General features: G+C 36.8%; 8 protein-coding genes. All 8 read left to right on the top strand.

The features are described from left to right. The first annotated feature begins 7 nt into the window (after positions 1-7). The 8 genes from CFK40_RS14960 to CFK40_RS14925 all read left to right on the top strand — a co-directional run bounded on the left by CFK40_RS14960 (position 8) and on the right by CFK40_RS14925 (position 13,462). The gene (locus CFK40_RS14960; RefSeq protein ID WP_089533186.1) at positions 8-1,486 is read left to right on the top strand and encodes an aldehyde dehydrogenase family protein; all 1,479 of its coding nucleotides are present in this window, start codon (positions 8-10) and stop codon (positions 1,484-1,486) included. Positions 1,487-1,895: 409 nt separating this feature from the next. Further along, positions 1,896-2,996: an agmatine deiminase gene (gene aguA, locus CFK40_RS14955; protein ID WP_089533185.1), complete on the top strand. Its 1,101-nt coding sequence runs from the start codon at positions 1,896-1,898 to the stop codon at positions 2,994-2,996. A gap of 157 nt (positions 2,997-3,153) precedes the next feature. Beyond that, the gene (locus CFK40_RS14950) at positions 3,154-4,530 is read left to right on the top strand and encodes an APC family permease (RefSeq protein WP_089533184.1); all 1,377 of its coding nucleotides are present in this window, start codon (positions 3,154-3,156) and stop codon (positions 4,528-4,530) included. 370 nt (positions 4,531-4,900) lie between these two features. Beyond that, positions 4,901-6,238 carry an APC family permease gene (locus CFK40_RS14945; RefSeq protein WP_089533183.1) on the top strand — a complete coding sequence of 446 codons (1,338 nt, stop codon included), beginning with the start codon at positions 4,901-4,903 and terminating at the stop codon, positions 6,236-6,238. A gap of 67 nt (positions 6,239-6,305) precedes the next feature. After that, on the top strand, positions 6,306-7,412 hold the full coding sequence (locus CFK40_RS14940; RefSeq protein ID WP_089533182.1) for a class II histone deacetylase: 1,107 nt from the start codon (positions 6,306-6,308) through the stop codon (positions 7,410-7,412). Positions 7,413-8,080: 668 nt separating this feature from the next. Then, positions 8,081-9,442, top strand: a complete 1,362-nt coding sequence (locus CFK40_RS14935) for an APC family permease (protein ID WP_089533181.1) — start codon at positions 8,081-8,083, stop codon at positions 9,440-9,442. Between the two features lie 251 nt (positions 9,443-9,693). Next, positions 9,694-11,811, top strand: a complete 2,118-nt coding sequence (locus CFK40_RS14930; RefSeq protein ID WP_089533179.1) for a sigma 54-interacting transcriptional regulator — start codon at positions 9,694-9,696, stop codon at positions 11,809-11,811. Between the two features lie 280 nt (positions 11,812-12,091). Then, positions 12,092-13,462 carry an aminotransferase family protein gene (locus CFK40_RS14925; protein WP_089533178.1) on the top strand — a complete coding sequence of 457 codons (1,371 nt, stop codon included), beginning with the start codon at positions 12,092-12,094 and terminating at the stop codon, positions 13,460-13,462. The last annotated feature ends 13 nt before the right edge of the window (positions 13,463-13,475 follow it).

Here is a 13,475-nt window from a genome sequence, read left to right as displayed (position 1 = left end):
ATTCTTTATGATTAAGACAGTTAACTTAAACCCGAAAGTCGTTGAATTTTTAAAAGAACCGAAAAAATTATATATCAATGGGGAATGGCGAGAATCTATTGAAGGCAATACATTCGAAACAATAAATCCGGCAACAGGCGAAGTGTTGGCTACGGTCCACGAAGCTAGGGAGAAGGATGTAGATGTAGCTGCTGAGGCTGCTTTCAACGCTTTTGAAGGTGGAGAATGGCCAAAAATAAGTGCATATGACAGATCTCGTTTAATGCATAAATTAGCTGACTTAATGGAAAGAGATTTTGAGATTCTAGCACAATTAGATACATTGGATAATGGTAAATCAATTAAGGAAATGAATAGCAGTGACTTACCTGGCGCAATTGAAAATTTGCGGTACTTTGCTGGATGGACTACTAAAATGACTGGTCAGACTATCCCAGTCTCTGAATCTTATTTCAACTATACGAGACATGAACCTGTTGGTGTAGTAGGGCAAATTATTCCATGGAATTTTCCGATCATGATGGCATTATGGAAAATTGCACCTGCAATTGCTACAGGCTGTACTGTGATTCTTAAGCCGGCTGAGCAAACACCTTTATCTGCGTTATATCTTGCTAAACTGGTAGAAGAAGCCGGATTTCCTAAAGGAGTCATTAATATAATCAACGGCTTTGGGAAGACAGCTGGTGATGCGCTCGTGAAACATCCAAAAGTGAATAAAATCGCTTTTACTGGTTCGACACTTACTGGACAATCAATCATGAAAGAAGCAGCAAACACAATGAAGAGAGTGACCCTAGAACTTGGCGGAAAGTCACCAAACATCATATTGCCTGATGCCGATTTAGATAAAGCAATCCCAGGTGTGTTCAATGGAATCATGGTAAATCAAGGTGAAGTTTGCTGTGCTGGATCTAGGGTGTTTATCCCAGACGATCTTTTCGAGGAAGTAGTCGGTAAGATGAAAGCTTATGCTGAGGAAGTTAAACTTGGCAATGGCTTAGATCAGGATACGGACATGGGCCCGCTTGTTTCAGAGAGACAATTTGAAGTTGTTACCTCTTATATCGAAAAGGGCGTTGAAGAAGGTGCAACCCTCTTAGTTGGTGGAGGACAGTCAGGAGAAGGATACTTTGTTTCTCCAACCGTGTTTACAGATGTTGATGATAATATGACAATCGCCAAAGAGGAAATTTTTGGGCCTGTCGTTGTAGCAATGCCATACAGTAGTATAGATGAAGTTGTCGAACGAGCAAACGCCTCTCCATATGGTTTAGCAGCAGGACTTTGGACGGAAAACTTAAAAAATGCACATAAAATATCGAATAAATTAAAGGCAGGCAGTATATGGGTGAATTGTTATAACCTTACAAATGCTGCCGTACCATTTGGAGGATTTAAAGAATCCGGTTTTGGACGTGAAATGGGATCTTACGCATTAAATAATTATACAGAAGTGAAAAGTGTATGGATTAATTTGGATTAAAGTAATCTGCCTAGGGACGTGGGGACAGGTTGAGGCCACTGAAAAAGTGGTGGATTTTAAAAATTTAACTTTTCACCTTAACTAGCATCTCGAATATACGGAGACTCCTGCGGGAAGCAAGAGATCGGCGAGACCCCGTAGGACGGCAGTCCGAGGAGGCTCGACACTCGCCCGCGGAAAGCGCAGTATATTCGAAGATGCAATGATAGATCCACATATTTTGTACTATATTGAACTTTTTCAGCAATCTCGGACAGGTTTCTTGTCCCCTATAAAAATAAGACTCCCATGGGAAGTGCTTTATTCTTAGAGTTTAGGTATTTCTCTAAACAGAATGAATAGGGAATCATTTATTCCATTTAAGTCGGCGAATGCCGAGAGTCTATTAAAATGAAAGAGGCGAATCAAAATGGCAAGAGTAATTAAAAACTCCACACCCCAAAAAAATGGGTTTAGACTTCCAGGAGAATTTGAACCGCATAAGGGGTCAATTATCATTTGGCCAGAAAAAGGCTTTGCTTTTAGAAATGGAGGTAAACCTGCACAAGAAGTATGCGTTATTGTTGCAAATGCTATTGCTGAGTATGAGGAAATGACAGTCATCTGTTCGGTAACGCAGTATGAAAATGCAAAAGCAAGATTATCAGAAAAAGTTCGTGTTATTGAAATGTCGACAAACGAGGCATGGGTTCAAGACAAAGGAGCTTTTTACGTTATCAACGATAAAGGTGAAATGAGAGGAGTTCAGTTTGGTTTTAATGCGTATGGAGGATTTGAAGAAGGACTCTATTACCCTTGGGACTTAGATAAGCAATTTGCTCAAAAACTATTTGAACTTGAAAATATAGATTCTTATGATGCAAGACATTTTATTCTTGAGGGCGGTGCGACGCAAGTAGATGGAGAAGGGACTATTATTTTGACAGAACAATGTAATCTGAATCCAAACCGAAATGGTGATATGCCAAAAGAAGAAGTAGAAAGAAATTGTAAAGAATACCTTGGTTTGGATAAAGTGATTTGGATTAAAAGGGGTATGCTGTATGACGAAACTGATGGTCATATTGACGATATTTGTTTTTTTGTTAGACCTGGAGTTATTGCTCTTTCATGGGTTGATGATGTAAATCATCCACAGTATCCAGTATTCAAAGAAGCTTATGATACCTTAAGCAAAGAAACAGATGCAAAAGGAAGAAAATTTGAGATTCATAAAATACATGTACCGGAAATTATTTATATAACAGAAGAAGAAAATAAAGGCTTTGATATTATTGCGGATGCAGCACCTCGTGAACCAAATCAGCCATTAGCAGTAACTTATATTAATGGATGTTTCGTTAATGGTGCATATTTAGTTCCATTATATAATGATCCACGTGATCAAGAAGCTATTAAAAAATATCAAGAAATAATGCCAGACAGAAAAGTAATTGGTCTCCCTACAAAAGAGTGGTCTCTAAGCGGTGGCAATATTCACTGCATGACATTAGCTCAGCCAAGACCTTAAATTTTGGTAGGAAATTAGAAAAATTGTTGTAAACAAAAACAAATGTACTCATAGATTTCGAACCGTCTCATTGAAAGTAAATTAGAATCCAGTACGGAAGGTACAGGAAGAAGGATATGATGAGAAAATCCAATAGTTTAATAGAAGGGAAATGAGTATGAACACGACTGTAAAGGAAGTAAGTATAGATACGACTGTAAACGAAGGACAATTAAAACGTACATTAAAATTAAGACACGTTATTTTTATCGGACTTGCATACATGGCACCTTTAGCTGTTTTTGATACATTTGGTATCGTGTCTGAAATAACAAACGGACATGTTCCCGCGGCGTATGTATTAATTACAATCGCACTTCTGTTTACTGCCTATAGTTACGGTAAGATGGTAAAAGTATACCCTTCGGCAGGTTCAGCTTATACCTATACAAGAAAGACTATGAATTCTCACATTGGTTTTCTGGTGGGATGGGTTGCTTTACTTGACTATCTTTTTCTACCTATGATTAACGCATTACTTTCTAGTATTTATATGTCAGCTGTATTTCCAGATGTTCCACCATGGATATGGATTTTTGCTACGATTATTTTTACTACGGTGCTTAATATTGCAGGCATAAAACTGGCCGTTGTCGCAAACTACTTTATGGTTATCGTTGAATTTCTAGTTGCGGTTATTTTTGTCATTCTTACTATTAGAGGGATTGTTAACGCTGAAGCTGGAAGTTTATTTACAATGACTCCATTTTTTACTGAAGGGATGTCCTTTTCGGCAGTTTTTGCAGGAGCATCCATTTTGGCACTATCATTTCTCGGTTTTGATGCAGTAACAACATTATCTGAGGAAACAATCGATCCGAAAAAAACAATTCCAAAAGCGATTTACATTATTGCTCTTGCAGCAGGATTTTTCTTTATTGTAGTGACCTATTTTATGCAATCTTTGTTTCCAGATGTTTCAGTCATACAAAATATAGCCAGTGCTTCTCCCGAAATTGCCAAGTATATCGGTGGAACCCTATTTCAGGCGATCTTTATCGCTGGCTATCTCGTCGCAGTTCTTGCCTGTGGACTAACTCAGCAAATGAGTGCTTCACGCCTATTATACGCCATGGGACGTGATGGTGTTTTGCCGAGAAGATTTTTTGGATATATTCACCCAAGTTCAGGTGTTCCAGTTTTAAATATCCTGTTAATTGGGGTTTTAGCATGCTCAGCTATTTTTTTAGATTTAGCAAAGGCAGCTTCTCTTATTAATTTTGGAGCCTTTGTTGCCTTTACGTTTGTTAATCTGTCTGTTATTATATTTTTCCTCAGGCACAAGAAACAGAAAAAATTTACAGTAAAATCAATTGTAGGTTCAATTATCATACCGTTAATAGGATTCGGATTTAATCTGTACCTATGGTTTAAGCTAGACATTGACGCTAAAATAGTAGGGTTTATATGGACTACTATCGGTTTGGGATATCTGTTATATTTGACAAAGTTTTTTAAGGTTCGGCCTCCCCAATTCGATGATAGTAAACAATAAGAGGGACGAGGACAGGTTCCTTGTCCCGCAAATGGATGGAATCTTTCTTTTAAGAGTACTGATATATAACCAAAAAACTATCTAATTAAAATAGTTAAGAATCACAAATAAAAACTTCGATATTTAAAACTTGCTGATACTGCTATTTTCAAATTGATCTCATGGTGGGACAAGGTTCCTGCCCCCTATGCCCCGCACAATGACGATTATTAGTTAGAGTTTATAAATAAGGTTAATTGATTTGTAAACGGATACAAAAGGGGCTGTTTGTTTTTTAAAATAAAACTCCTAAATCAATAGTTATTAGAATATTCAAATATATAAAGAGTTATTTACTGCTAACATCAAAAGTTTTGGAAGGAATGATTTTGTGAATGACACGAATCAGATTCAAAGGAAATTAAAACTAATTCATGTAGTAGCAATTGGCTTAGCGTATATGTCACCCTTTGCTGTATTTGATACATTTGGAATTGCTTCAGATGTATCTTCAGGGTATGTTCCTTTAGCCTATATTGTAGTATTTACCGCAATTCTTTTCACCGCTATGAGTTACGGGAAATTAGTGAAGCAATATCCAAGTGCGGGTTCCGTTTACACGTACACCAAAAATATTTTGAATCCCTATTTAGGTGTGATGGTTGGATGGGTATCCTTTATAGCATATCTAGCACTTCCTATGATTAATGCTTTACTGGCAAAAATTTACCTTTCATCAGGTTTTCCAGAGGTTCCTGGCTGGCTTTGGATTGTAGGACTGATAGCGATTGTCACTTTTTTAAATATATTCGGTGTCAAGATCGCAGCATCTGTAAATATTCTGCTGGTAGTATTTCAGACTATAGTGGGTGTTGTGTTTATTTACCTTACAATTCGCTCTATCAATACTGGACCTGAGCATTTTATTACATTAAATGAGCTAATTCCGGCTGGTGAAAATTTTTCAGGTCTCTTTGGAGCAGCAGCTTTACTAGCCTTATCTTTTATTGGATTTGATGCGATAACAACACTGTCTGAGGATACAATTAAACCTAAAAAGACTATTCCAAGGGCTATCATACTAGTTGCATCATTAGGTGGTATCTTTTTCTTTACAGTTACCTACTTTATGCAGTCCCTCTTTCCTGATGTATCCGTGTTCAATGATATCGAGGGTGCTTCACCAGAAATAGCTACGATAATCGGTGGAAACATATTTCTTTCCTTTTTTCTAGGAGGAGCCCTATTCTCCGTATTTGCTTCCGGTTTAGCGGCTCAAATTAGTGCTTCTCGATTGCTATATGCTATGGGTAGAGATGGAGTGATTCCTAAACGATTCTTTGGGTATTTGCATCCTAAATTTAATTCGCCGGTACCAAACATTTTATTAGTCGGGTTGTTATCATTATCAGCATTGCTGTTGGATTTAAGATCGGCAACATCTCTTATTAATGTAGGGGCGTTTACCGCTTTTTCATTTGTAAATATATGTGTTATTAAAAATTACCTTATGAATAAAGGGCCACGATCCTTTGGCTTTGTTTTAGGCAACCTCGTTTGTCCTGTTATTGGTTTACTGTTTGTGATGTATCTTTGGGCTAATCTAGATTTGTTCTCGCTTATTATTGGAGGAATTTGGACCTTGCTTGGCATTGTTTATTTAGCTCTATCTACCAATTTATTTAGAAAGGAACCACCACAAATTGATTTTGATAAGCTTGAGGCGTAATGAAAAACTTAGAAGGGTAATAGTGTAATAAAGTAGAGGTTTATTGATGTTGTAAAGGAGGGCTTCAATGAGTAAGGCAACCGGATTTATTTGGGATGAAAGCTATTTCTGGCATCAAACAGGGAATGGAGCGTTGATGTTAAACGCAGGTGGGTGGATACAGGAAGATACACATGCGGAAAGCCCGGAATCAAAACGACGTATTAAAAATTTACTTGAACGTTCTAGATTTATAAAAGAGTTAGAACAACTAGAACCTAGACCTGCTACTCGTAAGGAAATCGAGTTGAATCACTCAGTTGAATATATTGACCGGATTAAAACATTGGGTAGCACGGTCGGAGGTGATGCTGGAGAACATGCAATCGTTGGTCCTGACTCATATGAAATTGCATTATTATCTGCTGGTGGCGTATTAACAGCTGTTGATGCAGTAATGAATGATATGGTTGAAAATGTATATGCACTTACTCGGCCACCAGGTCATCATGCCGAGCAAGAAGGCGGAATGGGGTTTTGCTTATTCAACAATGTTGCTATTGCGGCAAAATATGCCCGCGCGAAATATGGACTGAAACGCATATTAATACTTGATTGGGATGTGCATCACGGAAATGGAACGGAAAGTGCTTTTTGTTCAGACCCTGACGTTTTATTTGTTTCCGTGCACCAAGAGAATATTTTTCCAAAGAATCGTGGGGACAATACGTATACTGGTGAAGGAGATGGAAAAGGTTTCAACGTTAACATTGAATTACCTGCCGGTGTTGGAAATGAAGGGTATAATTATACATTTGAACAGGTGATAGAGCCTATTGTTCATCAATATAAGCCGGAACTGATTTTTATTTCAGCAGGTCAGGATGCAAGCCGTTTTGATCCTTTAGGACGTATGTTAGTAACAGCTGAAGGTTATTATCAAATGGCTTCAAAAGTAAAATCTTTAGCTGAAAAGCATTGTGAAGGACGATTAATTGCTTGCCATGAGGGTGGTTATAGTACAGCATATGTACCGTTTTGTACCTTAAAGATTCTGGAGGCATTTAGGGGCAAGCGCAGTGTGGTTGAAGACCCGTTCGATCTGGGTTTTCTTGAAGGGCCTATTTACCAGAACCAAATTGAGGCTATTAATAAGGTGAAGAAAGTCCAATCAGAGTTCTGGGATTTAGAATGATATAGTTGGGCTATTCATATAACGATAGCTTCTGGTCGTCAATCGAGGTAAATTGAAATTATTAGTAGATTGATACAAAAAAGGAATAGCGTTTTATTGAAAGCAACTTATTTGTTCAACTAACAATAAGTTGTTTTTATTTATGCGTTTTATAATAGTTTTATGCATTTATTCATAGATGAATTAAGCTAAGGTGAAATTATCATAGGTAATCAATTGAATTGGGGGAACTAATGAAACCTATGACCCCCAATTCCGCCATGTTTTATCTTGATAGAATAATAAAATTGCATTCTTGGCATGCAAATTGCAATATATGACGGGAGTACTTAAAAAAGGGAGGTTTATTATAATGGTAGATTAAGTGAATGTTACAACCTAGGAAGGCTAAAAAGCTAAAGAAAAGATAAGAATCCTTTATCGCTCGACAGGGGCATCCTGCCTAAATTGAATATAGTATAAGTAATATAATGCAAGTTCTATACTCTGAATATTTCATTTATATTATATCCTTCTATGTATCGGATTAATGGCCAAATGATGATAATTATACTTTAAAAACGTTTCAAAAAATGAAAACGCTTTCCTATGACTCTGTAAGAATTAGACTCATGTAAAAACGGTTAGTTGAAACATAAATAAAAATTTAAATAAGGAGAGTGGGTTATATGAAAGAAGGAACATCTCTTAAACGCTCCCTAGGCGTATGGTCAATCGTAGCATTGGGGTTAGGATATATGACACCAACTGTTGTCTTTGATACATTTGGCATTGTTTCCAAACAAACAAACGGGGTAGTGCCGCTTGCCTATTTGGTCGCACTGGTTGTTATGATATTTACAGCTTTCAGCTACGGAAAAATGGTGCGCGTATTCCCTAGCGCGGGTTCCGCCTACACCTATACCCGAGAGACGATGGGAGCATCCCTCGGTTTTCTAGTAGGCTGGGCATCACTGCTCGATTATTTGCTGCTTCCTTTAGTCAATGCTTTGATTATCCGTCTTTATATGGAATCCCTTTTCCCTGGAACACCTGCATGGATTTGGGTAATCCTTTATGTTGCAGCTGTAACTGCCATTAATGTCTGGAGTATGAATTCCACATCTGGATTGAATTCGATACTCGTTATTTTTGAAGTAGTATTGCTTGCAGCATTTATAGTTCTTGCTTCTGTTCAATTGTATCAAGGTATGGGAACAGGTACATTATTCACTCTCGATCCGCTCATGCATGAAGATGTCGAGGCAATAGCAGTCTTGATGGGGGCAACGATTGTATGTTTTTCTTTTATCGGGTTTGATGCCATTACGATGTATACAGAGGAAGCTATTGACGCCAATACGGTACCTAGGGCGATATTTTTGACCCTGCTTATAGGTGGCGGAATCTTTTTCACTTGCTCCTATTTTGCACAATCATTATTTCCTAATGTAGGTGTATTCACACTGGTGGATGATACATTGCCTGAAATCGCCCTTTTTGTAGGAGGAAAAGTATTCCAATTAATCTTTCTTGCTGGTGCATTTGCCGCAACTATTGCGTCAGGCCTCGCGTCCCATGCCAGTGTATCACGTCTACTATTTGTAATGGGGCGAAATGGCGTGCTTCCACGTAAAGCATTCGGCTATGTGCACCCGAAATTCCGAACACCTGCATTTAATGTTATTTTTGTTGGCGGTGTTTCATTACTTGCCATCGGACCTAGCCTGAAGTTGATATCTTCTGTAATTAATTTCGGAGCTTTGATAGCATTTACCTTTGTTAACCTTTCCGTTATTGCCTATTTTGTATTTAAGAAAAAAAGATACAAAACAATGCGAGATATTTTTTCTTATATTATTATGCCGACGATAGGTGCAGGCCTTACGGGAGTTTTATGGTATTTCCTTCATTTAGATGCATTTATTGCTGGATTTGTGTGGGTCGTAGTTGGAATTATATATATGTTGTATCTGACAAAATTCTTCAGTAGGAAAATGAAGGACTTTGATTTTGAAGAGGTAGATAAACCAGTTGAAAAAGAGGCATAAATGAATATTGTTTTAGAGTGTGGTTGCCTATATATAATTAGTTGAACTTTATGTGGCGTTGAACTAACAAGTGAAGATGCATTCCCATAATCTATGATTTATGGGAATGCATCTTTGTTTCTTTTCTATCAAAAGAAGCTAAATTGCTAGTACTTATTTTGTAATTTTTATATGCTTTTGTGCTGACTACTCCTAATAGTTTGATATAATTAATTATATGAAAAGAGATATGTGGAAGGGAATGTTTTATCGTGAACCCACTGATTCAAAATAAGCTAAAACCCATTTTTACAGTCTCAAGAGAACTAGAACAAGAAGAGTTCTTAAAAAGAATAACTGATCATCATGGTCATTACTTGTTTCTGGAAAAGCATAATGAAATCTATGCATATGTAGATATAAATAATTTGGCAATAAAAAAATGGGATAGCAAAGAAATACGTATGAAGGATATTCTTTCTAAGGCAGTTTTAATTGAAAATACAGGTGTTTTTGAGTCGAATCAGTTGGTTTCTATCCCATTCATCTTTCAAGTGTTGGGAGAACCAATTGTTTTAGTGAAGGATGATAATGGTAACTTTACGGGATATATTAGTAGAGAAGATATGCTGGTTAGTATGTTTCGTGAGGAGAATACAAATACAAATTTACTAAAAGTTTTGCTAGCGTCGATACCAATGGGGATTTTTGTTGTTGATCATAAACACAAAATTGTGAATTGCAACGAATCAGGATTAAAAATGATTCGCTCTGAGTCTGAAAAGATTATAGGGACAAGGGCTGAAACTATTTTTAATCAAGATCATTTGAAACAAGTGTTTTCCACTGGTAAAACAATATTGAACCAGATCCATATTACAAATGATATGGGGGTAATAGTTGATTATAGCCCTATCGAAAATTCTGATGGTGACGTTGATGGCGTTATTATAATTATACAGGATTTACCTATGGTTGAAAGTATGGCTATGGAGATTGAAACTGTTAAAAATTTAAACCAAGATTTGAACGCAATACTTTCTTCAATTTATGACGAACTGTTGGTTGTTGATAGTGAAGGGGTTCTTATTCGACATAGCGAAAATTATATAAAGGATTTTTGGAAGGTTAATCTTAAAGAATTGGTAGGGGAAAGTTTATTGGATTTAGAGGAAAGAGGATTTTTTTCACCATCTGTAGCTAGGTTGGTACTTGAGAAAAAAGAAAAAATATCAATTGTTCAAGAGACTGAGAATGGCAAAAAGATACTAGCAATAGGTAACCCTATCTTTAATGATCGTGGAATTCTGCAAAGAGTTGTAATTGCTTCAAGGGATATCACGGAAAATACAAAATTAAAATCCGAACTAAAACAAACAAAAGAAATTACTAAAAGATATAAACAAGAATTGGCTAATTTGAAAAATAAAACTGGAACCTCACAAGATATTATTTATTGTAGTTCAAAAATGCAAAAAATCGTTAATCAGATAAAAAAAATATCCAGTTTTTCCTCAACTGTACTAATTCAGGGTGATTCAGGTGTAGGGAAGGAACTAATTGCACGAGCTATTCATACGGAAAGTACCCGTTCGGAAAAACCATTTTTAACTATAAATTGTGGGTCTATTCCAGAAAACTTACTAGAAAGTGAACTGTTTGGTTATGTGAAAGGTTCATTTACTGGAGCGGATGAAAAAGGAAAGAAAGGTTATTTTGAACAGGCGAATGGGGGAGTGTTGTTCCTAGATGAAATCGGCGAAATGCCAATGTCCCTTCAAGTAAAATTGTTAAGAGTGCTACAAGAAAATGAAGTAGTTCCAATTGGTAGTGTTAAACCGATTTCGATTAATGTACAAATTGTAGCGGCAACAAACCAAAGTTTAGAAAAGATGATTGATAGGGGAGTCTTCAGAGAAGATCTATATTATAGAATTAATGTGATACCAATTCATGTCCCACCATTAAGAGATAGACCTGAAGACATTCCTTTGTTGGCATATCACACTATTCAGAAATTAAATCAGCGATACGACAAAAATTATCACTTTTCACCGGATTCATTAAACTTACTCGAGGGTTATTCCTGGCCAGGTAACATTCGAGAACTTCAGAATTTAATTGAGCGGTTATTTGTATCTGCTGATGATCAAGTTATAACTGCAGATTTAGTTGTTCAATTTATGAATTCCGGAACTGTCAAAAGATCTAAACCAATGATTACCGGGATAATTCCTCTTCATGAAGCAAAATGGGAAGTGGAAAAGCAATTAATCATGCTAGCTATGAGAAAGCACAGGACGACAACAAAGGCTGCTGAAGTTCTGGGAATTAGTCAATCCGCGGTAAGTCGTAAGTATAAAAGGATTTTACAGCAAAATGGTGAATAGCATTTTTATGGAGGCAACTTATTTGTTCAACAATAAGTTGTTTTTATCTATGCGTTTTATAATAGTTTTATGCAATTATTCATAGATAAATCTGGTTAAGGTGAAATTAACATAGGTAATAAATTAATTTTAGGAGGTAATGAAACTGTATGATCCCCAATCTCTAGCCATTAATAATATATTTTACAAATGTTTTAGCTTAATAGAGTAATGAAAATGGATTCTTGGCACGCAAATTGCAACAAATAAAGTGAATAAGTAATAAATAGGAGGCTTTATAATGACAAAAGAAGTTACTGTTACAAATTCTAAAACGAAAGAATTGATAGAGTTAGATAAAATGCACTATATACATCCTACATCAGCACCTAAAGACGTAGCTGAAAATGGACCTGGTATTATTTTTTCTGATGGAAATGGTATTTATGTTAATAATTTGGAAGGCGAACCGTATATTGACGGGATGTCGATGCTTTGGAATGTGAACTTAGGGCACGGGCAAGAAGAACTTGCTGAAGTGGCTAAGGAACAGATGTTAAAAATAGCCTATTCATCATCATTTAAAGGCTTCTCGAATGAACCGGCTATTAAACTGGCTGAAAAGTTAGCAACAATGGCACCTGGTGATTTAAACGCCGTTTTTTTCACTTCGGGTGGTTCGGAATCAAATGACACCGCTTTCAAATTATCTCGATTTTACTGGGAGCAGAAAGGGAAATCTGAGAAAAGGAAAATTATCAGTACAAAGAATGGATACCATGGTGTAACTTTTGCAGCGCAAAGTGCTACAGGTATTCCTGCCACTCATGAGTTTGCAGGCTCAAGCGTTGAAGGTTTTTATCATGCGACACCACACCTCATTAATTGTGAATTAGGTGATAAAGGTGACCCGAATTATGAGCAATCTATCAGAAGTCTTATTGAAAAAGAAGGTGCGGATACAATTGCAGCAGTTATTATTGAGCCTGTTCAAGGTGCGGGTGGAGTAAATATTCCGCCAGAAGGATATTTACAAGCGGTTAGAAAGCTTTGTGATGAATTCGATATTTTATTTATAGCGGATGAGGTCATTTGCGGATTTGGTCGCACTGGAAAAATGTTTGGTGTAGATAACTGGGATGTAGTCCCTGACTTGATGTGTATCGCTAAAGGAATTACAAGTGGTTATGCACAACTTGGCGGAGTGATGATTAATACAAACGTAAGAGAAGAGATCGTTAATTTTGAAGGAGTTTTGGCCCATGGATTCACATATAGCGGGCATCCAACTGCATGTGCAGTAGCACTGAAAAACATTGAAATTATGGAACGTGACGGTATTTTAGAAAATGTACAAAATATGGAGAAAGAGTTAGAAAAGGGTCTTGCTTATTTACAGGATAAGCATGATATTGTAAGGAATTGCCGAACAATTGGTCTGTTGTCTGCCTTTGAACTTTATAATCCTGAACGTGGTGAGCATTTTGATCCATCGGTGAATGCGGCATCAGCAGTGGTTGATGAATGCTTCGACCGCAAGCTCATTCTCAGACATATTGGAAGTTTTCGTGTTGCTATCGCACCGCCGTTAATCATAAACAAGCAGGAAATAGAAAGAATGATTCAAGTTATAGACGAATCAATTACTGCATTTAAAAAGAAACTTGGTTAATGAAATGCGCAAG

Source organism: Virgibacillus necropolis, assembly GCF_002224365.1.
GTDB classification, from domain to species: domain Bacteria; phylum Bacillota; class Bacilli; order Bacillales; family Amphibacillaceae; genus Virgibacillus_F; species Virgibacillus_F necropolis.
The sequence above is the reverse complement of the archived record's forward strand: the minus strand, read 5'-3'. Positions and strand labels throughout refer to the sequence as shown.